This is a genomic window from Brucella tritici (assembly GCF_902825325.1).
Lineage (GTDB): Bacteria > Pseudomonadota > Alphaproteobacteria > Rhizobiales > Rhizobiaceae > Brucella.
Genome location: NZ_CADEAR010000010.1, coordinates 71,964 through 95,897, shown reverse-complemented (window position 1 = coordinate 95,897; position 23,934 = coordinate 71,964). Strand labels below are relative to the sequence as shown.

Sequence of the window (23,934 nt, the reverse complement as noted above, 5' to 3'; positions counted from 1 at the left end):
AATAGGCAGACTGATGACATTTTTCGCGTAAGCGGGCCTTAACCACTTCTGTCCGACAGGTTATAGAAATGTCGACTGTGCGATAGCCCAATCAACCCATCTGGAGAAACACGTGCATTTTGCGTCAGACAATTGGGCAGGCGCCCATACCAAAATCGCCGAGAGCCTTTCGTTGCATGCTGCGGGTTTTGCAGCAGCCTATGGCGCAAGCGAAATCGACAAGCGCGTAGAACAACGCTTCAACGAATTGTTTGAGCGCGAAGTTGCCGTGTTCTTTGTCGGAACCGGAACCGCAGCCAACTCGCTGGCGCTCGCCAGCGTCAATCGCCCCGGCGGGGTATCGCTGGTCCACCGTGAAGCACATGTCATTGAGGACGAATGCGGCGCGCCTGAATATTTTACCGGCGGCGCCCGTTTGCATCCAATTGACGGCGCGCATGGCCGTATCGACCCCGAGCTTCTCAAGCGTGAACTGAAGCGGTTCAATCCGGCTTTCGTTCATGCCGGACAGCCCATGGCCGTCAGCATCACGCAGGCGACGGAAGTTGGTACGCTCTATCAGCCCGAACATATTGCCACCATTTCGAAGATCTGCCGCGATGCAGGCCTGCCGCTGCATATGGACGGTGCACGTTTTGCTAATGCGCTTGTTTCGCTGGACATGACGCCTGCCGAAATGACCTGGAAACAGGGTGTGGACATCGTTTCCTTCGGTGGCACGAAAAACGGCTGCTGGTGTGCCGAAGCGCTGGTCTTCATGGACCCCACCCGCGCCAAGGACCTTCCATTCATCCGCAAGCGCGCAGCACAGCTTTTTTCCAAGACCCGCTTTGTCGCGGCGCAGTTTGACGCCTACTTGCAGGATAATCTCTGGCTGGAACTGGCCCGCCATTCCAATGCACTTGCAACGCGCCTCGCCGGTCATATCAATGCGTCGAGCCAGATGCGCCTTGCCTGGAAGCCGGAGGCCAACGAGGTCTTCGCCATCATGAAACAGTCAGTCTATGACCGCCTGCGCAATGCCGGAGCGATCTTCTACGACTGGAACCCGCCACATTCAGAAGTGAACCGCATCAGTGACGGCGAAATTTTCGCCCGCTTCGTGACGAGCTTCGCCAACACGGAAGAAGATGTCGACCGGTTCGCCGACTTGATCGCCTGACGCTCTGTAGAAGCTTGAAGACGAAAAAGGCGGCGCTTGAAGCGCCGCCTTTTCTTATTCGTTATCCACCGAGCTTAATGAGCGGTTTTTGCCTCAATCTGCTGAGCGCTGTCAGAGCCAGCCTTTGTAACTTCGATCTTGCGCGGTTTCATCTGTTCAGGAATCTCACGCTTGAGATCAATGTGCAGGAGACCGTTCTTGAGGCTCGCACCGGCGACTTCAACGAAGTCGGCGAGCTGGAAACGGCGCTCGAAAGCACGCGAGGCAATACCACGATAGAGAACTTCGCCAATATCGGAAGCATTTTCATCTGCCTTCTGACCCTTGATGGTCAGCTGGTTGCGATGTGCTTCGATTTCGAGTTCGCTTTCGGAAAAGCCCGCGACCGCCATGGTGATGCGATAGGTGTTTTCACCCGTGCGCTCGATATTATACGGCGGATAGGACTGGTTACCCTCCGGCGAAGCGAGCGTATCAAGCATGGTGAAAAGCCGATCAAAACCGACCGTGGAACGATAAAGCGGGGAAAAATCTACGTGACGCATGTGTTAGCCCTCCTTTAGAGCGACATGATGCTTGTTTCAGCATGATCTTTTCCGAAACGCGCTAGCGCTTTCGGGATCACACACGGCGGCGAAACTCCCTTCTGGCGAATTCCTTGATGCCGGCGGCCCCTTTCAGGCGACCGCAAAACTCATTTGGGAACGGTTCTTTTTCATTTCAAGGCCGCGCGCGCGTGACGATTGCGAAACGCGGTCTACACGGGCTGTCACTTTGCGTAACAACTCCTGATCTATAGGGGCCTACATTTTGGGCGATCCGCCGCACAATGAACCCAAAATGAACATCATCTTTGGCGAGCGTTCAGCTGCTTGGGGCTAATGTCCCACCATGCCTGCTGCAAAGCGGGTTCACTAAAGGATCACGGTTATGAAAAAAGCTGTTCTCGCTTTTGCCGCACTTGCTACCGTCGCAACCGGTTTTGCGACATCATCCCTTGCAGCCGACAGCGGACTGCGCGTTCAGGTTCAGTATTATGATGATGACGGCTATCGTCCGCCGCGTCCTTATCCGGGCCCGCGGCCCGGTTGGGATGGTGGCCCGGACCGCCGCCCAGGCTGGGGCGACGATTATGGCCGCCGCGACATCATGGGACCGCGCCGTATCGCGCGCTCGCTGGAACGCCGCGGCTATGATGTCGGCGATATGCGCCTTAACCGCGACACCTATTTCGTTCGTGCCACGAGACCGAACGGTCGCCGCGTCATCGTGATGGTCGACGCCTATTCAGGCCGCATCGTCGGCGAACGCCGACCTGGCGGGTACTAAGCGTTTTTTTAGAATTCTCTCCACAGACCAGCCAGCGTAACGTCCCTTGCACCGGCTGTTCTTTGAGCCGGAAGTTCGCTCTCGAACTTCCGGTTACTTTTTATCATCAATTGCCCCATTATGCTGACAGCACTATCCCAACCTGAAACAGAAAGGCCCGCAATCGGATGTCGGAACTGCTTTTCGAAACCGATGCGAATCCCATTCCGCACGGAATAAAGGCTGGCCTGCTTGAAGCGAAGGGCGGCAAAACCCTGCGCTATGCCATCCTGAAAGCAGAAACGAGGCCGATACGGGGAACTGTTGTCCTGCTTCAGGGACGCAATGAGTTCATCGAGAAATATTTCGAAACCATGACCGATCTGAGCGAACGCGGCTTCGCGGTCGTGACTTTCGACTGGCGCGGACAAGGCGGCTCGCACCGGCTGCTGAAGGATCGCCAGCGCGGCTATGTCCGCAGTTTCGACGACTATTCCGACGATCTCGACCTTATCCTTGACCAGGTCGCTTTGCCCGACTGTCCCCCGCCCTTCTACATCCTCGGCCATTCGGCTGGTGCGCTCGTGGCGCTTTCCTCGATGGGCAGGCTGACATCGCGCATCAGTCGCATGGTGCTTTGTGCGCCCTTCATGGGGCTTGATGGACAAAAGCTCAGCGATGACAATGTACGCCGCATCGCATCGGCCTTTCGATGGCTTGGCCTTGGCCGGGTTTATGCTTCCGGCGGGCGCAGGCTGGCCTCACGTCCCTTTGCAGGCAATCCGCTAACCAGCGACCCGGCGCGCTTCATGCGGAATATGGAAATCCCACGTCTTAACCCGGAACTTGCGCTTGGCGGTCCGACAGCTCGCTGGCTCTGGAGCGCTCTCGAAACGTCTCGGCGCATCAATCAACCGGATTTCTATAATGGACCCACAGTACCTGTCCTCATCATTGCCGCTGGCGCGGACCGCGTGGTTTCCACGTCGGTGATCGAACGCTTTGTCGCGCGCACGCGCAATGTCTCGCTAACGACAATTACCGGCGCACGTCATGAGATGCTTCAGGAAGCCGACTTTTATCGCGAGCAGCTCTGGGCTGCCTTCGATGCCTTCATTCCCGGATCGTCGGAAGTGGAAACCATGCCGGAGACCATTGAACCCTTGGCCTCCGGTATTTAAAGCCTGTCGCGCCTTATCATATTCAAACGACATGCTTTGAGCTTTTATTTTTACGCATGTCTTTATCCTAAAACCGATTCCCACTTTCGGGAGAAATGCTTTAGCTATTCAGCAGATCAAGCGCTGCCCTGTGCAGTTCAGGAGAGGCGGCGGCGATAACATCACCGCCCTTTTCCGCCGGGCTGCCGTCGCGTTGCGTCACCACACCGCCAGCCTGCTCAATCAGCGGAATGAGAGCGACAATGTCATAAGGCTGCAGACCGGCTTCAACGACAATATCGGCAAATCCGCTTGCCAGCATCGCGAAGGCATAGCAATCAACCCCGTAACGCGACAGCCGAACAGCGCCTTCCAGACGATCAAATCCCTTACGACTTTCACCTTTGAAAAGGGCGGGCGTCGTCGTGAACATCGTTGCATCGGCCAAGGCGGCATTCCTGCGCACGGAAAGCCGACGTGGCACACCATCGGTCCGCTGGAGATAAGCGCCATCACCATCGCTGTAGAACAGTTCGCCTGTGAAGGGTTGTGACATCATTCCCGCCTTGGCGTCGCCATCGACAGTCAACCCCAAAAGCGTACCCCAGACCGGCAGGCCGGAAATGAAGGCTCGGGTTCCGTCAATGGGGTCAATGACCCAGACGTGGCTACGGTCGATATTCTCCGGCCCGTATTCTTCCCCCAGAATACCGTGGTCAGGAAAAACACTGCCAATAACTGCACGAATCGCACGCTCTGCCGCCCGATCCGCTTCGGTCACCGGATCGAAACCGACGCTATATTTGTTGTCGATTTCCGTCAGCTGACGAAAACGCGGAAGTGTTTCGCGCGCCGCGGCAGCAGCCACTTCAGAAAAAAATGCCTTGTCGATCAGCAACCCCGAACTCCTGTTTCCAAGACATGGCGCATGCTTGTGCAAACCATGCTAATTTTGCCTACATATTGAGCATACTGAAATTAGCTCAAAAAATATGCGTACTTTCTTGACGTTAGCGCCATTCAGACGTAACTTAAATCCCAGACAGGTTTTCCTGTCGATGCCTTTCGGGGCATTTCCTCCCTAGTCTTTGACCGCGCTCGTATCGTTCGGGCGCGGTTCTTTTTATCTGCGAGAAGCGCTCGACGGAACGGATTATTCCGCTGCCAGAGGTGGGGCGATAAAGAGATCATCCGGCAGGGATGTCAGGTCGCTCAGGAACCCGTGCAGATCGGCACAGAGCGTTTCGAAACCGGCAAGCTTGTGCAGGTTCTGCTCGTTCACATAGAGACTGCGATTGATCTCAATCTGCAGGGCATGGCAGGCCATAGCAGGCCGTCCGTAGTGCTCCGTGATAAACCCACCAGCATAGGGCTTGTTGTGCGCAACGGTGTAACCCAGATCCTGCAGCAGATCGATGGCAGCCTGCGTCAGCCTTTCGCTGCACGACCGACCGAAACGATCACCGACAATGAAATCCGGACGCGATCCGACTTCGCCGGGTCGTGTGCCGCCAGGCATCGAATGGCAATCAATCAGAACCGCATAGTCAAAACGCTGGCGCGTGGATTGAAGTAACGCTTCTAAAGTTTGGTGGTAGGGCTTGTAGAGGTCTTCGATACGGTAAAATGCTTCGGCGAGCGGAATGCGTCCCGGATAGATCAGCTGCCCCTCACCGACCAGACGTGGCACTGTGCCGAGCCCACCGGCAACACGCGCCGACTGACTATTGACGAAAGGCGGCAACGGCTCGGCGAACATACGTGGATCGAGTTCATAGGCCTCGCGGTTCACATCGAGAAACGCACGCGGGAAATGCGCCTTGAGCAGGGGGGCACCGAGCCGCATGGCCGAAGCAAAAAGTTCATCGACATAACAGTCTTCCGAATGGCGTATGCTCAAGGCGTCTAGACGAGAGGCCTCAACGAACGAATGCGGATAGTAACGCCCGCTATGCGGTGAATTGAAAACAAACGGAATACGCTGTTCCGCCGGAGCGCATATCTCGAAGGGCGGTATCAGACTAAAATCGCGCTCCAAACTCATTCTTCACCCGTTTTCGACCGGAACATTCAGGCCATCCGACAACAATCCACGTCAGTAACGCAATAAATTACGTCAGACAGCCCATGCGTGCAAATGGCCGGAAGACGAATCTTGCGCCCCTTGCACGGCGTGCATATGCGACAATCCTGTCACACTGAACAGCTTGTTGCCAAATACGCGCCATAACAATTAACATTCGGGCGAGCATTCATTCCATATTTACCAAAGAAGCGTTTTCTACGGTGGATATTGAGTCGTTAAGGGTCAGCTTTTGGGCGATGAACACGACACAGAATTCGGACGGAACAATGAAGAGAATCCTTCTAGCTGAAGATGACAATGATATGCGCCGCTTCCTCGTCAAGGCGTTGGAAAAAGCCGGGTATCACGTGACGCACTTCGACAATGGTGCGAGTGCCTATGAAAGATTGCAGGAAGAGCCTTTCTCCCTTCTGCTGACCGACATTGTCATGCCGGAAATGGACGGCATCGAATTAGCGCGCCGCGCGACGGAAATCGATCCGGACCTGAAAATAATGTTCATTACCGGCTTTGCGGCTGTTGCGCTTAATCCCGATTCGGACGCGCCACGCGACGCAAAGGTGCTTTCCAAGCCGTTCCACCTGCGCGACTTGGTGAACGAAATCGAAAAAATGCTGATCGCCGCCTGAGGCGATCCGGCGGATTCGCGGCTCTTTGTTTTGTCATCAACAAAAAGACGAAAGAACTTCAAAAAAGAGCATTGACGGGCGCAACGCGATATGGTGTATGCGCCACATCGAATGGGCGTGTAGCTCAGCGGGAGAGCACTACGTTGACATCGTAGGGGTCACAGGTTCAATCCCTGTCACGCCCACCATTCGATCTCCTTGGAATTGTTAAGATAATTTGCACAAACTAACTGCTTGCCCCCAAAAGGGGTTTAGCTTAGCCACACGCTAGCAACTTCAAAATCATGATAGCTGAATAGCCCCTAGATTTGTAGACGGCTTCTTTCCTAATTTTGAGGCAAGAAGAGCATCATGAGCAAATCGAATTTCAGCGAAGAATTTAAGCGCGACGCGGTGCGTCAGATCACGGAGCGAGGTTATCCTGTCGCGGAGGTTTCGCAGCGTCTGGGCATCAGCCAGCATTCCCTTTACGAATGGAAGAAGAGTTTTCTGCGTCCAGCGCCAAAGGCAATGACGAGGCCGAGAAGATCAGGCGACAGAAGAAGGAACTGGCTCGCGTCACAGAGGAGCGAGATATCCTAAAAGAGCGGCCGCGTATTTCGCCAGGGATGCAAAGTGAAGTACGCGTTCATTGCCCTGCATCGCTTGCAGTTTTCTGTGCGGACGATGTGCCGCCTCCTGCGGGTTTATCCCAGTGGGTTTTACACCTGGCTGAAGAACCCGCTGAGCAGGCGGGCCAGTGAGGCAAGCGACAGACCGATCTGCTCGTGAAGGCATGGGAAGAGGGCGGCAAGGTCTACGGCTATCGAAAGCTGCACGACGATCTTCTCGACCAAGGCGAGATGTGCTGCCCGAACCGGGTCGCACGCCTGACACGCATTGCTGGGATAAAGGCGCAGATTGGCTACAAACGCCGTCCCGGCATCTACGGCGGCAGGCCTTCCGTCGCCGTAGATAATGCGCTCGACCGGCAGTTCGACGTCGCGGCTCCAGACACGGCCTGGGTCACGGACATCACCTATATTCGAACCTGTGAGGGCTTCGCCTATCTCGCCGTCGTCATTGATCTCTATTCCCGTCGTGTTATCGGCTGGGCGATGCAGAGCCGCCAAACCACCGACGTCGTATGCAGGCCCTGCTTATGGCGGTTTGGCGACGCAAACCGAAGGACAAGGTGCTGATCCACTCGGATCAGGGCTCACAATTCACCAGCATGGACTGGGCTTCGTTCCTCAAGCACCACAACCTGGTTCACTCGATGTGTCGCCGGGGCAACTGCCATGACAAGGCGGTGGCTGGGAGCTTCTTCAACCTGCTGAAGCGAGAGCGGATACGCCGCAAGGTCTACCGTTCACGCGATGAAGCTCGTCAGGACGTGTTCGACTACATCGAAATGTTTTACAACCCAAAAACGCAAACACGTCAGGAACGGGATGCTGTCGCCAGTCGAGTGTGAGAAGCAGCAGAAAATCTAACCCGAGGGTGTATACGAAACTCGGAGCTATTCACAGATCAACATCGCGACCTTCCCCTGACCTGAAACCGTCACGACACTTCCGTTAGGCAGAGTAATCGTTTGATCTTTTTGATCACCAGTTGGTCCAGGGGTAAGAAGCAGAATACCCGATGCAGGTAAACCAGCGAGGCCTAATCCCAAAGCAGCTTTTGTCTGAAGCCCTGACATGGGCGCCGCATCAGACGAGCTAACGGCAACGACGACGCCGGCAGTTTTGATCGAACACATTGATCCGGGATAGACCGACGTCACGATCCAATGCAGCGGATTAAAATCGGCTGATGCGTGATTTTGGCATTGGTCAAGCTGCGCAAGCACATCAGGATTATTGAGAAGGCTTAAGATTTGCGGCAGCGGGATTGAGCTTTCTGTCGTTGATCATACGATCAACAGCGTTGCCCAATGACTTCTACAACCGTCTTCCCTGCCTCATACACCTGCTTTGCCTCCGCCGGGTCGCCACCTGATACTACCAAGCCTGAAAGGCATTTCGCCTCGAGACGAGCTGTTTCGCCTGATCGGCGTTAGGTCGCGGATTACGTCCGCGTCAAAGCCACGCGCAAAGAAGGTGCGTTGTAGGTCCTCTGTTTTCATGGATCACCCATTGAAAAACCCGCTAGAGGCGGGCATAGTCGGCTCAGTACATTGGAGTAGAGGCAGCAACTATACATCCAGTCACTGAGTGGTATTTATGTTCGCCCTTCATCCGTTTCCATCATGAACTTGCCGGGGAGTAGCAACCAAATGTTCATGAATAAAATCATGGGCCGTAAAGTAAATTCTCAAAATAGCGCACCAATAGAGGCTGATCCGGTGGATAAGCTCTTTCGGGATGGGGTTTTTGACCCGCAGAACTTGCCGCAACTCCCAGTCGAATTGTCATTCATGCCGGATGGCTGGATGTCAGAGCTAGAATTGCGCTTGCTCTACAGTTTAGGTCGGGACAGCCAAGGTGATTTTCTTGAGATCGGCCCATGGATCGGTCGGTCAACGACAGCAATTGCCCTCGGGCGCCGGGATGGCGGCGCGGGCACGCGCCGCTTCGACACCGTCGATTATGGGTTCGTTTCACTAAGTGATTTCTGTGAAGCACTCAACACAGGCATCGGATACGCGTCCAACGATGAAATCGCGCGACCGGTTTTGGGGAATGGTGGTTCCATTGCGTATCTGATTGAGAACCTTCGGAAACGCTCTCTTTTGCCTCAAATTACTTCCATAATTCGCGGCAATGCTCTGGAAGCACCGCTAAGGGAGAGCTATAGCGTGATTTTTTGCGATGCGGTGCATAGCGAGCATGAAATTGGCCTGACTGGCCCTCTCTTGGCCAAGCTCGCGCGGCCCGGCAGCTGGCTTGTATGCGATGACATTCACGTAGACGCCAAGCTCGTAGCGGCTCTGGAAGAACATCTTCAATTTGAAAGCCTGATTTTACTTGGTGAGTATGACGCCGCCAGCAAGGCAGCGTTCGGTCGTGTGCGCTCAACGTCGGTGCACCCTGCGGTGCCGGCCCGATGAAATTGCAGCTCCAAAACCAGCCAGCAGGCGGGGCGGTTAGGTCAGGTGATGAGCTGACCTCGGCATAAGCGCCTCCGACTGCTTCAAGCCAAGTCCTTGCAATGATGTCCGCAATCTTCTTACTCTCGATGTTGCTGACACTTAGCTCAAATATTGTCATATCCGGTATGATGTTGTGCAATCTAATAGCTTCTCCCGGACGCAGCTGCCCCTTCCTCGTCTTGTATAGGCCTGTGTCCTCCACCCTGTATATGTGATAGTCCTTAAGCGGCGCTTTGCTCATATGCCAAACACGAGAGAGGGCACTTTTGCGGCTTACAGGCCGCATATGTCCAGCAACCTTACCTAGCCCAGCGTATCATCCAGGCGCGCGAACTCGGCAGTCGAAAGCTTCACCACACATCGGCTCAGGCCACGCGCGACCTGCACGGCACCGGAAATTGCACGCTTGTCAGCTATGCTAGCTAGCGGCAGCTAAGCAGAGCCAACCTCGGCCGTCCATAGAAAGGTCAACGATCGACTACCTACTTTTAGTTTGGTTTATCCGTTCCAAACTAACGATCCAGAACATTCGGCATATTGACTGAACGCTCATCACAATCTTTCGGCAAGCCAACCTTCTCGGTTGTGCTCTCAACACATTCATGTGCATGAAATGCTCGACGCGATGACGACCATGGAGAGAGTCTTCAGCGATAAGATCGTGCGATACGCGGGTGCCTCTGACCTGCTCTCCTGAAATGCCCTCGCAATTTGGTTGGTCTGTTCTCCGGAGAAGGAGACAGAACATGAAACGATCCCGCTTCAGCGAAGAACAGATCATCGGAATGTTGAAGGAGCATCAGGCTGGGATGTCGGCAGTTGAGCTGTGCCGAAAGCACGGCGTCAGTGATGCGACGTTTTACAAGTGACGCTCGAAGTATGGCGGCGTGGAGGTGTCCGATGCCAAGCGCCTGAAGCCTCTTGAAGACGAGAATGCCAAATTGAAGCGTCTTCTGGTGACGCGATGTTAGACGTATCGACGCTGAAGGAGATGCTTGGAAAAAACTTCAAAAGCCCGGATCAAGGAGAAACGCCGTGAGCTGGGGGCTATGGAAGAAAGAGGCTATTCACAATGCCGGGCCTGCGATCTGGCGGGGATCGATCCTCGCGTCTATCGCTATCGTTCGACCCGCGATGAAGATGATGTCGCGCGGTCCAGGCTGCACGAACTGGCAAGTGAACGCCGTCGCTTCGGCTATCGCGGTCTGCATATCCTTCTGAAACGGGAAGTCCTCGATCTGAACTGGAAGAAGCTTTATCGGCTCTACAAGGAGGAACGGCTCGCCAAATCATCGAAGAATGGAGAAGCGACTACAACCTTAATCGTCCGCGTACCAGCCTTCGTGGCTTGAGCCATTATGAGTTTGCAGCCCAGTCCACAAACGACCAAAATCTGAACAGAGCTAACTTATAATCGCGGACATCAAGGGCAGCAGGTCGCCACCTCATTATCACGGCCCCTTCGCAAAGTAGGGCAGCGACTTTCTCAAGATGTGCCTCCCTACCTTCTCAGCCTGACAATTTCCTTAAGCGGCCTCTCGATCTCAAGCTGCTCGGCTTCATCCATACAGCCGGGAAAACCTGCGTCGGGTTTAAACCCTTTTCCTGCATCTATATGCGCAGGACATCCTCGTGAATATCCAGCGCAGCGGCTTGGACAACACTGACGTCGTAATCCCGCGCCTATTTCACCACCACACGTTGCTACTCGTGGCCGAACTTCCTTCGTTGCATTTATGCGCTCCAGTTTCATTGGAAACACCTTAACTCGGTGTCCACGAAACCAGCAGCAGACCAATCGCACCGATCGCTGGAGTCACACTGCAAAGCCTGCCATCGCCCTTCCTTTTGGTTTTGTGACGAGGCTCCCGGTTTTATCCGGGCGCCTGTGTTTGTGTGAGGTATCGGCTTTTACCACTTTATCTTGAAGCCGACGGTTGCCTTCAGCGCATAGCTGTTGGCGAAGTGGTTGAGCGAGGTGTTGATGGAGCCCTCGCCATAGACGGCGTATTTGTTGTCAGACCAGGCATAGGTGCCGCCGCCGCCGATACCCGCCCATGTCTTGTCGGTATCGGTGTCGATATCAACCCCGGCTACATTGACTGTCGTTCCGCCCAGGAAGGACTGGTAGAGGTTGGCGATACCATAGACCGAGGTGTTGACCATGCGGCCATCCTCACCCGTCCAGTTGTTGCGGTAGTTGGCAGCAAGACCCAGACGCGCCGTCAGGCTGTTGGCATTGTCGAGGCCAACCCGGTTGCCCATAACGTCCTGGAATGCATCCGCATCCAGCGACGACCACATGAGCTGCGCCTGCGGGGTCAGCGACCAATGGTCATCAATGGCCACACGCTGGCCTGCTTCAACGCTCATCGCATAGCCGAACGCCTTGGCGCCGTCAGCCAGAGACGAGTTCATATCATCGGAAGACAGGTCATTGTCGAACCAGGTAAGCTGGCCCTGTGTATCCACGTAGAAACCGTTGTTGCCATACCAGGTTGCCGTCGCACCGAGGCTCCAGGCATTGGTATCGGTATAGCCGTCACCGAAGAACGAGCGCGAACGACCATGCGCCGTGCCATATTGCCCGGTGATGCCGGCAACCAGCTTGCCGTTATCATCCTCGTAGAACTGGCCGTCGACACCTGCCTGCATGATGAAGGTATTGATGTCCTGCTTCATGCCGGTCGCGCTTTGCGGCTCCAGCCGGTTGTGCGCTCCTTCGATGCGCGCCCACACACCGCGACCGTCAACCATGGCGCCGTTCGTCTGGCCATCGCCATTCTCGCCCGTCCAGTAGCGATTGCCCACACGTTCCTGCAAGGTCGGCAGCTGGTTCAGGGCCTCCATATTCTGCGCATAGCCCTGATAGACCGGAACACCGGCACCATAGCGGGGACCGGTAGGCTGGTTGGGATCAACCGGGTCTGGATCGCCATAACGGCTCACGAGATACCAATTTCCGTCCTGGTTTCCGCTGCCCGATCCTTGCTGCAGCGTATATGCGTAGGCACCAGCCCAGATAGCCTTCTTGTTGTCCTTGGTTGTGTAATCGCTGACAAGCGAGAAGGTGCCGTTCGACTGGCCGGCGACATCGACGACTTCGATGCCATTGACCGTCTGCCCTCCAAGACCACCACGGTTGATCACTTTCAGATTGGTGGTGCCTGCCGTATCCCCGGAAACCTTCAACCTGTCAGACTTGGAATTGTCGTCGCCGAGCACAGTGTTGATAACGAGAGTGCCATTGCTGCCTGTGTAGCTGCCAACCACAGTCAACGTTGTGCCTGCCGCCATATCGCTCAGATTGACCGTTCCAGCATTATCAAGGGAAGCGATGGTCGTGTCGTAACCGCCAAGATCAAGCGTGCCGTTGCGCGCCGTCGTATAGGCGGATGCGGAACTGAATGCACTTTCGCTTCCCTGTGTCAGCGTTCCCTGATCGATAAGCGTAACACCGCTATACTGGTTGGAACCTGTGAGGGTCAGGTCCGCCGCCCCCGATTTGGTGAAACCGCCTGTACCAGAGATAACACCAGCAAATCTGCTGTCAAAATTCTGCTCGACGGTCAAATGGCCAGAACCGAGCGTAACGTCGCCGTCGCCCACAGCACCGGAAGTATCAAAGGCAGTCAAACCACCAACCGTCGTGTCCAAGTCATTGAGATCGGCCTTCGCGCCGGCTTTCACTTTCAAAACGCCGGTACCGAAGGCATGACCCGAGACACCCGCCTGCGCGGTTCCGTTTTCAACCGTTAGTCCACCGGTGAAGTTATTGTCACCGCTGAAAGTCGTTGTGCCACTACCTTTCTGGACAACATCACCAACCCCGGAGATATCGCCGCCAAAGGTTGTCGAGCCCTGGCGATCGAACGCAAGCGTTCCGTGACCATAAGGATCGCTGACAAGATTGACATTACCCTCAATGCCACCCGTCATACCGCCATTCCCGATCTGCAGAACGCCGCCAGTTACTGTTGTTCCACCCGTATAGTCACTGTTGCCGGTCAGGATCAGTGTACCGTAGTCGGTCTTGTTGATACCTTTGGTACCCGTCAGTTTAGCCTCAATGGTGGCCGTCATCGACTTGCCCGCATCGCTACCATCGCCCACGCGGATAATCGGCTGATCGGAATAATCGAGATTCAGTGCATCGCCCTTGAGGACATAGCCGTCCGTGGCGAAGTTGATCCCGGCAGCCGTGACTTGTCCGGCACTATTGTCGATATTGACCGTGGTGGTTGTGCCCTGGGCAGTGCCGCCGAAGACCGCGAACGAGCCTTGGTCATAAGGGCCTTTGATATTCTGGGCATTATCGGTCCATACGTCGTTGGAATGGTCGGACGCCAGATTCCACGTGCCGTTGTCCTGCCCCTCCCACACGTTCAGATGTACGCCTGAAGCATTCATCAAGTTGACGTGCTTGTTTGCGGTATCCGTGTCGATCCACATGCGGCTTGCATCGCCGGGAGCGGTCCCGATCACTAGCGTGTTATCGATCAGGTTGCCGTCATAGTCGATGAGACGGTAGACACCAGCGCCGAAGCCGCCGCCATCCGTGACGTTCAGCGTGCCATCGAGTGTCAGATCGCCTTGCACATCGAAAAGACTGCGTGACGAGGGAAGACCAAGCGTAACATTGATATCGGCCTGGCTGTTAAGCGTGAGATTGCCTCCGATCGTCATCGTCTGGCCACTCGCGCCCTGCAGCGTGCTATTGTTTGTCAAAGTCACGCTTTTTCCGATACTGCCACCACCCATCAACATGCCGCCGTTTGAGACGGTAATGTCGCCATTCTGACGGCCTGTCACTTCAAGGCTCCCGCCCGCGACAACTAAATAGTCACCACTCATATTGCCCTTGACGATAACTCTGCCCTGCTGGATGAGCGGAGCCGCATCATCCTCACCGACATCACCCGTTGCACTGGTATCGAAGATCAGGTTAGCGGTGCCACCCTTGCTCCAACTATAGCTTGCGCCTGAAGCGTCGAACGCGCCCGTCAACGTGAGATCGCCATTGGTCTGGAATGTGCCGCCCTGGCCCGTTACGTTTACCGCCCGACCAGTCGTCATGGCGGCGGTGTTCTCGAAGGTGGCGTCATTGATCGTAAGCGCGCCTGAAGCCGCGCCAAGATTGCTGTCGCTGGCTACCTTCAGAATGCCCGCGGAGATTGTTGTGCCACCCGAGTAGGTGTTGGTACCAGACAAAGTTAGCGTACCGGATCCAATCTGCTCTACCGAGCCCGTGCCGGAGATGGCCTTGTCCATACTAACCGAATCTGAACGGTTGAAGGCAACCACCCCATTGTTGGTGATCGCGCCGTTGATCCAGCCATAGTAATGGTCGTCGCCGATCTGCAAGGTGCCCGCCAGCACCGTGGTGTTTCCTGAATAGTTGTTGTCCTTGGTCAGAACCAGCGTTCCGGCCCCGCTCTTGGTCAGACCGCCAGCCCCCGAAATGGAACCGTTGATGGTCATGGCATTGGCCGTATCGACAGTCTCGATCGTGCCATTGTTCGCACCAAGCACGATGGCACGGTTGCTGGCAAAGCCTGTCGTATATTTGAGCGCACCGCCATCGATGGTCACCTGACCTGCAGCAGCGCCAAGATTGCTCTCCTTGCTGACCGCAAGCGTGCCGCCGGTAATCAATGTGCCGCCGCTATAGGTATTGTTCGCCGTCAGCGTCGTTTCACCGGCACCCTTCTGCGCAAACTGGCCTGCCCCCGAAACCACGCCGTCGAAGCTGGCAGATCCGGTCTTGTTGATCGCAAATGTCGCCTTGTCCGTCCCCTGGGCATCGACAGAGATGCCTCCAGCCGTGGCGATGCTGCCACCATCGCCAAGCTCCAGCGTGCCCTGATAGATGTCGGTTCCACCGGTATAGGTGTTGGCGCCTGTCAGGACCAATGTGCCGTAGTCGGTCTTCCGCAGGCCGGCCGTTCCCGCAAGCGGGGCTGCAATCGTGGCGGTCATGGACTTGCCAGCATCGCTGGCATCACCCACACGGATGATGGGCTTATCAGACGATGGTGCATTAGGGTCATGGGCAAGTGTGAGAGAGTTCGTACCGGTCAGGCTGTAACCATCTACCTGGAACTGCATACCAGATGCCTGAATACCCGTATCGATGACGACGGTACCCGGCATATCGTTGAAGATAGCATACTCATAGTTCTTCCAAGCACCTGTAACGCTTGGATTGCTTGCATCATGCCAGCTCGTATCGGACTGGTTCCAGGTACCGCTGCCACCCTTCCACGTATTGAGATCGGCACCCGCCGAGTTCATGATGTTAATCTGCTTGAGGGTGTCATCGTAGACGATATAGGCATCTGCACTTGTGCCGCCCGGAACGTTACCAATCGTCAGACCTGTGCCGGTTTTGGTATATCCAGCCTGATAATCGAACAAGCGATAAGAACCTGGTCCAAATCCACCGAAGTCGGTGATATTGACCGTACTGCCGTTCAAGGCAAGCGCCCCGTGAACATCAAACAGCCCATTATCGTTTGGCGCACCATAAGAAACGTTGATCGTGCTGCCTGCCTGCATAGTCAAGCCGCCGCCGAAGGTTAGAGTCTTGCCGTCCTCACCAATCAACGTACCCGCCACAGTCGTATCGCCGCCAATCGTGCCGTCGCCAGCAAGACTGCCACCTGTTGCCACCGTCATCGTCGATGACGAGCTGCCAAGAGTGGCATTTACATAGAGAGTTCCTGCGTCGACATGCGTTGCCCCGTCGAAGCCACTGCTATCTGCTGTAAGCGTCAAAGAGCCGGCTCCCTTTTGATCGAGGGTACCGTCGCCGCTGAGAATGTCGTCAAAATTGATATTGCTGTTGGCGGTGGCATTAAAAGCAAGAGTGCCGTGATTAACCACATTACCCTTCAGAGAGCCATTTGTGGTTCCATCACCAACCTGCAGCGTTCCGCCACTGTCCACGGTCGTCCCGCCTGCGACATCTACCGAACCGGTCAGCGTCGTCGTGCCAATACCAGCCTGTTCCAGTTTCCCGCTTCCGGCAATATTGCCGGCATAGGCCAGGGTGTTGCGGGAGAAGATCAGCGTACCATTATTCTCGATATCGCCGGTGATGCTGCCGTGCTGGCCATCATCGCTGCCGACCTGCAGCGTTCCCTGCTCAACAAAGGTTCCACCGCTATATGCATTGCTATCGCCGGAAAGTGTCAGCTTGCCTTCGCCAACTTTGGTCAGACTGCCCGCACCGGTAATATTACCCGCTATTTCCGGACTGTTCAGCATGGTATCGATTGTGCCGCCACCGGTCTCCAGCGTTATATTGCGGCTCGAACTGAAGTCGCTACCAGTGATCTGTAGTTCGCCGCCGTTGAAGGAGAGCTGGCTTGCAGCATCACCCAGATTGTCGTCACTGTCGACCTGCAACACACCATTATCGATGGACGTATCACCCTTATAGGTGTTGATGCCATTTAGCACCAGCGTACCAACACCCGTTTTGGCAAGGCCACCATTCCCGTCGATGACCCCGCTGATTGTCGATGTGCCATCATCGGTTTGTATCGTCGCATCCCCGTCGAGCGTGAAGGCGCGGTTCATCATGATGTCGTTTGTCAGCTCAAGCGTGGTTCCGTTGGCCATGGTGACGGAACCGTTCGCTGCTCCAAGATTGGTGTCAGCATCAATCTGCAGAATACCGCCCTTGATCACGGTGCCGTCGCTATAACTGTTATTGCCTGACAGCGTCAGCTTACCGCTGCCTGTCTTGGTCAAACCACCGGCTCCGGATATCACGGCTGCGAGCGTGTTATCATTTGCGCCGGTATCGATTGTACCACCGGCATCAAGAACAACGGCGTGGGTGAACGCAAAAGAATCATTCAGCTGCAGAACGCCGCCATTGGCAATGGTTAGCCCGCCGGTGCCCAGATTGTCGTCTTCGCTGATTGCAAGCGTACCAGCCGTGATTGAAGTGCCGCCTCCATAGGTGTTGCGACCGGAAAGGGTGATGGTGGAACCTGCGCCTGACTGCACGACAGAGCCGGTTCCGGAAATAACTCCGCTAAAATCGTGAGTGCCATTGCTGGCGAATTCGAGAGTACCACTATTGGTCACATCACCTGTTATCCAGCCAGCACCACTAAGACGAAGCGTTCCCTCTTCAATGCTGGTACCACCGCTGTAAGAATTGCCGCCATTCGTCAGAACGAGAGTTCCACTGCCGCGTTTTGTGAGTTCCCCAGCGCCGGAAAAAACACCACCAAGTGTGCCGGTATGACCCTGGGTGTTGATCACCCCGCCGGCATTGTTGATGGTCATGGCTCTGGCGACCGAAACATCGGCAGCAAATTGCAGCGTCCCGCCATTGAAAGTAACCGTGCCATTGGCTGCACCGAGGTTTGCGTCGGCGCTGATTTCGACGGTGCCGCCATCAATGAAGGTGCCGCTATAGCTGTTGTTTCCCGCCAGAACGAGTGTGCCGCTGCCGGTTTTATGTAGTTCACCGCCACTGACAACACCATTCAACGTGCTGGTGCCCGCCATCGTATCAATAATGGAACCCGTCGTTCCAAGTGTAATGCTTCTGGCGCTTGTCACCCCTTGGCTGAACTGCAGCTCGGCTCCATTGCGTATTTGGAGGGCTCCCGCAGCAACACCGAGATTACCGTCGTCGGAAACCTGCAGGATACCCGACTGGATGTCGGTTCCGCCCTGATAGGTGTTGGTTCCCCCCAGAACGAGTGTGCCTGTTCCAGTCTTGTTCAAAGCACCGCTTCCACTCAGCACACCCGTGAGCCTGTTGAAGCCGTCGTCCAGAACATCAATCGCGCTGTTGGCATCGGTGAGGCTGATATTACGCGCAGTATCGAAGTCCTCGTCCAGACGCAGGGTTGCATTGCCGATGATGATGCTATTGCCGACGTTCTGGCCGAGGTTTGCATCTTCAAGAACGGCCAGGGTACCTCCGTCAATCTCGGTATCGCCGGTATAGGTGTTGGTGCCAGTCAAAGTAAGCGTACCGGCACCTGTTTTGGTAAGCTTGCCTCCGTCAATCACGCCCGAAATCGAATTGTCATGTCCATTAAGATCAATTGTAGCTCCGGCACCGCCCAGAGTCAGATCATGCGTCATGGTGAAATCATCACCGAACAGCAATGTTGCGTCATTGACGTAGAGGTGGCTATCGGGATTTCCCAGATTGCTGTTGTCGCTGATCTGCAAAGTGCCAGCGTTCACATGCAAATCGCCGGTGAACGTATTGTCACCGCCCAAAATGAGCGTTCCCGTGCCTGACTTGTTGAATTGCCCGGTGCCGCCAATGACACCCGTAATCGTGTCAGTGTTGGCGCCGGTATCGATCGTGCCACCATTGGTTCCGATCGTATAGCCGCGTGTCGACGACAAATCCGCAGCAAACTGAAGCGTACCGCCATCGATATTGACCGCGCCTGCAACATTGCCCAGATTATTGTCGGCAGCCACGATCAGGCTACCACCTAATATTTCCGTACCGCCACTATATGTGTTGACTCCAGCAAGCGTCGTTGCCCCTTCGCCTTGCTGCACCAACTTTCCGCGACCATCAATCTTGTTGTTCAGCGCGAAACCACCGGAGTGATCAATCGCCAGAACGGCATCGTCGTCCTCGCCCGGCCTTCCTATCGTGATGCCACCAACGACACTGCCGGAGGCTCCCCCGTCTCCAAGTTGCAGCGTGCCAGCCTGAATGGTGGTCTGGCCCGTGTAATTATTGTCTGCCGCGAGTATCAGAGTACCCAGATCGGTTTTTTCCATGCCATTCGTGCCGGAAAGAACCGAACCAATCGTCGCAGTCGTGCTTGCCGTCACACCATTGCCCACGCGAATGATCGGCGCATCCGTGGAACCGCTATCGAGCGTCAGCCCATCCCCGACAACCGAATAGCCGGAGGTTACAAACTGCATGCCTGTTGCGTTGATTGGGCCGCTGACCGTAACCTTGCCGGACTGGCCGGCGAAAATGGCATAATGGGCGCTATTCCAGCCAGCATGCAGGTTGCCGTCCTCATCTGTCCAGTTTGTTGCCGCGGCATCCCATGTGCCATCACCGCCCGTCACAGATCCGCCAGCGCTTGTTACCGAGCCATCCCAATATCCAAGGGACACTCCCTGAGAATTTGTAAGATAGACATCATTGCCTGCATAGTTGAATGTGATGTCCGTGCCACTCACACCTTGCGGAAGGCTGCCCGCGTTCAACGTTCCGGAAACCGATCCGCCAGCATGGAACAGACTGTACTGGCCGGGGCCGAAACCGCCAAGCGAGCTTATGTTTACCACATTGTTGTTGAAGCTGAGATTACCGCCAACATTGAACAGCACATCCGTGTTATCGGATGGCGCGCCGTAGGATACATTCAGCACGCCTCCTGAAGCCAATGTCAGGTTGCTCCCGAAATCAAGCGTCGCACCTTGCATTCCAACAAGTATGCCACCACTACCTATCGTTGTGTTGCCGCCAATGGTGCCCGTACCGCCAAGCGAGGCACCGCTTGAAACCGTCACTTCTCCAGAGCCGAGATTCCCGTCGACAACAAGCCCTCCGGCACTCACCGTCGTGGTCCCGGTGAAGGCCGAGTTATCGCCGCTCATTGTGAGAATGCCCGTGCCTTGCTTTTCCAGCGTGCCGGTGCCGCTGAAGACATGCGTGAAATCAATATTATTGCTTCGGTCGACAATCAGAGCGCTGTTATTGACGATATCGCCGTTGATGGAACCTGTGCCGCCCCCATTGCCGATCTGGAGTATACCTGCCGAAATAGTCGTCCCGCCAGTATAATCATTGTCGCCGGTGACTGTCAGCTTGCCTGTGCCGCGCTTTTCAAACGTTCCAGAACCGTTAATCGTCTTGCCGTAAGTAAGATCATCCGAACGGTCCACGACAAGCGCCGCATTGTTTACAATATCACTGTTCAGACTTCCGCTTGTGCCACCGGAACCAAGCTGCAATGTGCCGCTCTCGATCGTCGTAAGACCGGTATAGGCACTATCACCCGTCAGAATGAGTGTGCCGGTGCCGGTCTGCTTCAACGAACCCGTGCCGTTGATTTTGCCAGCATAAGTATAGGAACCGGAACGGTTAAACTCCAGACTGCCATTGTTCGTGACTGTATTGGAAATCGTGCCGCTCGCACCGCCATCGCCAACCTGGAGTACACCGCGGTCAATCACGGTATCGCCGGTATAGGTGTTCGCACCGGTCAAGATCGTACGGCCCGTGCCGCTTTGCTTCAAGCTACCAGCGCCGCTGACCACTCCTGAAAACGTGCTTGTAACACCGCGGTTGAATATCAGTGTTCCATTATTGGCGACATCGCCTGAAATCGATCCGGATGCCCCGCCATTACCGAGTTGCAGTATTCCTGCCGAAATCGTCGTGCCGCCCGAATAGCTATTGGTCCCTGTCAGTACCAGCGTTCCGCTACCCGCTTTTGTCAGTCGGCCAGCGCCACTCACCACACCACTAATCGTATCGGTGTTAGTTCCCGTATCGATCGTGCCGTTACGGCTCGTGACGGTGTAGGCGCGCCCGGATGTGATCGCACCTGCGAGGTTGAGCGTCCCCCCATCCAGCGTCACTTTACCGCTCGCCACACCGAGCTTGTCATCGCTTGCGACCTGCAGCGTGCCAGCGCTGATCGTCGTGCCACCTGAATAGCTGTTCGTGCCACTGAGAATAAGCGTGCCGTTCCCGTTCTGCTGCACCGAACCGGTTCCGCTGATATTGCCTGAATAGGTTTTGCTGTCGCTGCGATTGAAACTCAGCGTACCGTTATTCGTGATCGAATTGCTGGCCAGCCAGCCAGCCGTTGCACCATTGCCGACCTGCAGGATGCCGGTCGAGATTGTGGTGATGCCTGTATAGGTCTGGTCAGCAGTCAATGTGAGCGTACCGGCTCCAGATTTGGTAAGCGTGCCGCCACCGCTGATGACGCCGCCATAGGACAATGCATCGGAGCGATTGAAAACAATCGAGCCACTGTTGGCGATATTGCCTGCTATCGAACCCGAACCGCCGCCATTGCCGATTTGCAGCGTACCCGCCGCAACCGTCGTCAGTCCCGTCGCGGTATCGGCACCAGTCAAAATCATCGTGCCCGCGCCAGTCTTCGTCAGCCCGCCCGCACCACTGATCGCACCAGAAAAGGTGTTCTTGCCGGTAGCTGTTTCGATCGTGCCGCCGCCAGCACCGAGCGTCACGCCACGGGCATTATCAAACGCGGACGAAAGGCGCAGCGTACCTCCATTGAAAGACAAAGCGCCACTTGCCGCACCAAGATTGGCATTCGAACCAACAGAAAGCACGCCACCATTGATATTCGTGCCACCGGTATATGCGTTGGTACCTGACAGCACGAGTGTTCCAGCGCCACTCTTGGTCAGCGCGCCACCTGCCCCGAGATTCTGTGAAACAGTGAATGTGTTACCAGCCGTTGCAATGTCGAGCGTCCCGCCACCTGCGCCCCACGTAAGCGCACGACTCGTCGACTTGTATGTCGTGCCGGTGACCTGCAGCGTGCCGCCGTTGAACGTCAGACCACCTGTTGCGTTCCCGAGTCCAGCATCGGCGCTGACAGAAAGGACGCCGCCGGCAAATGTCGTGCCGCCCGAATAGGTGTTCGTCCCACTCAGTGTCGTCGTGCCAGTACCACCACGAACCAATCCGCCTGTGCCAGAAATTACCCCTCCGAAACTCGTCGAAGTGGCTCCATCAATCGTCAGACTATTTGCACCGAGAACAGCTTTACCATTCGTCCCTTCCAAAGAGCCGACCGAGAAATCTGCAGTACGGGAACTGCCGCTGATGTCGAATGAACTGTCGGTGCCATCAGTTTTGATTCGCGCACCCGTAGCTGTGGCTGCTCCTGTGAACAGGAGTGCGCCGGAACCCTGCGCTAAAAGCTTGGTATTCGTGGCAGCCGTGTTGCCCTTGAATTCAACTTGACCACTATTGCCTGCGATAACAGTCCATGCGTTTGCACCCAGCGTGATGGCGGTTGCTGTCGGAAAATCGATTCCGTCGAAGGTGATCTTTGAACCTGATCCATAAGTTCCAAATGCGGCGGAACCATCACCCAGTACCGATATCGATCCCGGCATAGCATCTGCACTGTTTCCCGTAGTGAACGTCTTGGTGGCTCCATTTTCCAACAGAACACCGTAAGCGGACGCCCCTGCGGTAGAGATGCTCGTGCCCGCATTTATATCGACATTAGATCCTGCACCATCGATCCAAACACCATGTCCACTAGAGGATACAGTGTTGATATGAACATTGGAAAGGCTGATGGTTGCGCCCGAATTCGCTACCACACCAGCAGCCGTGCCAGTTGCCCCTTTCGTTTCAATTTGCGTGCCAGTTGCAGCAATCGAGCTGTCTTCGCCCGATGCATATAGACCATACCCTCCTACTCCCTCTGCCGAAATATTTGCGGCACCTACCGTAAGCTGCCCACCACCAACTACAGTAACGCCATTCTTTTGAGCGGATTTAGCTTTGATAGTGACCCCATCAGCGATGCTTGCGTTCTTGCTTGCATTTATGAGAATCCCGTCACCGCCCGTCGCGGTTATAATGGTATTTGCTCCCGTCACATTAAGCGTAGAGTTTTCATTCCGCGTCTGAATGCCGGCAGCACCCGAGGTCGTAATACTGACATTCTCCAAATTCGCGGTACCGCCACCGGCAACCGTCACACCATACCCTCCGTTAGCCGTGGCTATGATAGTAGTGCCGAACGCATTTACCGTTGAACTCGATCCGTTTACGTAAATTCCACTTCTAGTTGATCCAGTTACTTTTATTGTATTATTGCCTAGTGCCGAATAAGTACCGCTTGAGACAACAAAACCATCACCTGAAGTAGTGATCGTATCGCCATCAGCCAGATTCTTATTTGTTTGGGTCGTCGTATAATCCGTTGCCGCCGCCCGATGACTGCTCAGCGCGAGACCAGAAACGGACAGCGCCAATACCAGTGCCACCTGCGCCAAGAGGCTCCTGCCACTCGCCTTGCCCGTTTGGCTCAGAGCAGCTGCATCCCAAGGCACCCGCCCAATTCCATGCGGCAACGGCGCGCCCTCAAGCTCACGGGGTACGAGAGTGCGGTTGTTCTCGTCGCGGAATTTTTCAGCAAAGCAGCAATCGATCATGCCGTAAGGCCCCTTGGCAAAAGCGCATCGCAATGCGCTAAAACATAATTCCAATCAAAACTGCAGTGAAAATGCACGACGCCATCAAAATAAAAGGCGGAATCACGACCACTGCCATTCAAATATAATCGTTATTTCATTTCAATATACTACCAGTCAACATCTTAAAATAGCGTATTTATTATATCATATTTTAATTATACTTATTTTATCCATTCGTATATTAGATTTGTATTGTATATTACGCTTATTTATTTGATCCCGCGCCCGGCCCGAACGCCTAACGAATTGGAGGAATGATGATACGATCTGGCGGCATCAGCCGGATTCTGCAG

At 55.2% G+C, this 23,934-nt stretch carries 9 protein-coding genes, 1 tRNA gene and 2 pseudogenes; 8 read left to right on the top strand and 4 right to left on the bottom strand.

The window, feature by feature from the left end:
* Positions 1 to 112 precede the first annotated feature (112 nt).
* A complete protein-coding gene (locus HWX93_RS15535; RefSeq protein WP_176037878.1) occupies positions 113 to 1,162 on the top strand; it encodes a threonine aldolase family protein in 1,050 nt (349 codons plus the stop codon).
* A gap of 74 nt (positions 1,163 to 1,236) precedes the next feature.
* On the opposite strand, the gene HWX93_RS15530 is transcribed toward HWX93_RS15535, so the two are convergent.
* On the bottom strand, positions 1,237 to 1,707 hold the full coding sequence (locus tag HWX93_RS15530; RefSeq protein ID WP_151556384.1) for an Hsp20 family protein: 471 nt from the start codon (positions 1,705 to 1,707) through the stop codon (positions 1,237 to 1,239).
* Between the two features lie 385 nt (positions 1,708 to 2,092).
* Between HWX93_RS15530 and HWX93_RS15525 the strand changes: the two genes are divergently transcribed.
* Together HWX93_RS15525 and HWX93_RS15520 are read left to right on the top strand one after the other, a co-directional pair.
* On the top strand, positions 2,093 to 2,491 hold the full coding sequence (locus tag HWX93_RS15525; protein WP_109988319.1) for an antifreeze protein: 399 nt from the start codon (positions 2,093 to 2,095) through the stop codon (positions 2,489 to 2,491).
* Positions 2,492 to 2,658: 167 nt separating this feature from the next.
* Complete coding sequence (locus HWX93_RS15520; protein WP_176037877.1) at positions 2,659 to 3,651, top strand: alpha/beta fold hydrolase; 993 nt, start codon at positions 2,659 to 2,661, stop codon at positions 3,649 to 3,651.
* Positions 3,652 to 3,751: 100 nt separating this feature from the next.
* Here the strand turns inward: HWX93_RS15520 and hisN are convergent, their stop codons facing one another.
* Together hisN and HWX93_RS15510 are read right to left on the bottom strand one after the other, a co-directional pair.
* A complete protein-coding gene (hisN, locus tag HWX93_RS15515) occupies positions 3,752 to 4,528 on the bottom strand; it encodes a histidinol-phosphatase (protein WP_176037876.1) in 777 nt (258 codons plus the stop codon).
* A gap of 255 nt (positions 4,529 to 4,783) precedes the next feature.
* Positions 4,784 to 5,674: an N-formylglutamate amidohydrolase gene (locus HWX93_RS15510; protein ID WP_176037875.1), complete on the bottom strand. Its 891-nt coding sequence runs from the start codon at positions 5,672 to 5,674 to the stop codon at positions 4,784 to 4,786.
* Between the two features lie 308 nt (positions 5,675 to 5,982).
* Here HWX93_RS15510 and cpdR point away from each other — a divergent pair, with 308 nt between their 5' ends.
* The 5 genes and pseudogenes from cpdR to HWX93_RS15485 form a co-directional block, all read left to right on the top strand.
* Complete coding sequence (gene cpdR / locus HWX93_RS15505; RefSeq protein ID WP_002966536.1) at positions 5,983 to 6,345, top strand: cell cycle two-component system response regulator CpdR; 363 nt, start codon at positions 5,983 to 5,985, stop codon at positions 6,343 to 6,345.
* A gap of 113 nt (positions 6,346 to 6,458) precedes the next feature.
* Positions 6,459 to 6,533 (top strand) — tRNA-Val (locus tag HWX93_RS15500).
* Between the two features lie 163 nt (positions 6,534 to 6,696).
* Positions 6,697 to 7,820, top strand: a pseudogene (locus HWX93_RS23260) (IS3 family transposase).
* A gap of 785 nt (positions 7,821 to 8,605) precedes the next feature.
* Complete coding sequence (locus HWX93_RS15490; protein WP_176037874.1) at positions 8,606 to 9,379, top strand: class I SAM-dependent methyltransferase; 774 nt, start codon at positions 8,606 to 8,608, stop codon at positions 9,377 to 9,379.
* Between the two features lie 788 nt (positions 9,380 to 10,167).
* A pseudogene (locus HWX93_RS15485) lies at positions 10,168 to 10,725 on the top strand (transposase); the annotation flags it as partial.
* Between the two features lie 607 nt (positions 10,726 to 11,332).
* Here the strand turns inward: HWX93_RS15485 and HWX93_RS15480 are convergent.
* Positions 11,333 to 23,599, bottom strand: coding sequence for an autotransporter-associated beta strand repeat-containing protein (locus tag HWX93_RS15480; RefSeq protein WP_176037873.1), 12,267 nt, complete (start codon positions 23,597 to 23,599; stop codon positions 11,333 to 11,335).
* Positions 23,600 to 23,934 lie beyond the last annotated feature (335 nt).

Bases quoted from the DNA above. Each gene is read 5' to 3' on its own strand.
- HWX93_RS15520 (WP_176037877.1), top strand. From the start codon at position 2,659: ATGTCGGAACTGCTTTTCGAAACCGATGCGAATCCCATTCCGCACGGA.
- HWX93_RS15530 (WP_151556384.1), bottom strand. From the start codon at position 1,707: ATGCGTCACGTAGATTTTTCCCCGCTTTATCGTTCCACGGTCGGTTTT.
- cpdR (WP_002966536.1), top strand. From the start codon at position 5,983: ATGAAGAGAATCCTTCTAGCTGAAGATGACAATGATATGCGCCGCTTC.
- HWX93_RS15510 (WP_176037875.1), bottom strand. From the start codon at position 5,674: ATGAGTTTGGAGCGCGATTTTAGTCTGATACCGCCCTTCGAGATATGC.
- HWX93_RS15525 (WP_109988319.1), top strand. From the start codon at position 2,093: ATGAAAAAAGCTGTTCTCGCTTTTGCCGCACTTGCTACCGTCGCAACC.
- HWX93_RS15480 (WP_176037873.1), bottom strand. From the start codon at position 23,599: ATGATCGATTGCTGCTTTGCTGAAAAATTCCGCGACGAGAACAACCGC.
- HWX93_RS15490 (WP_176037874.1), top strand. From the start codon at position 8,606: ATGTTCATGAATAAAATCATGGGCCGTAAAGTAAATTCTCAAAATAGC.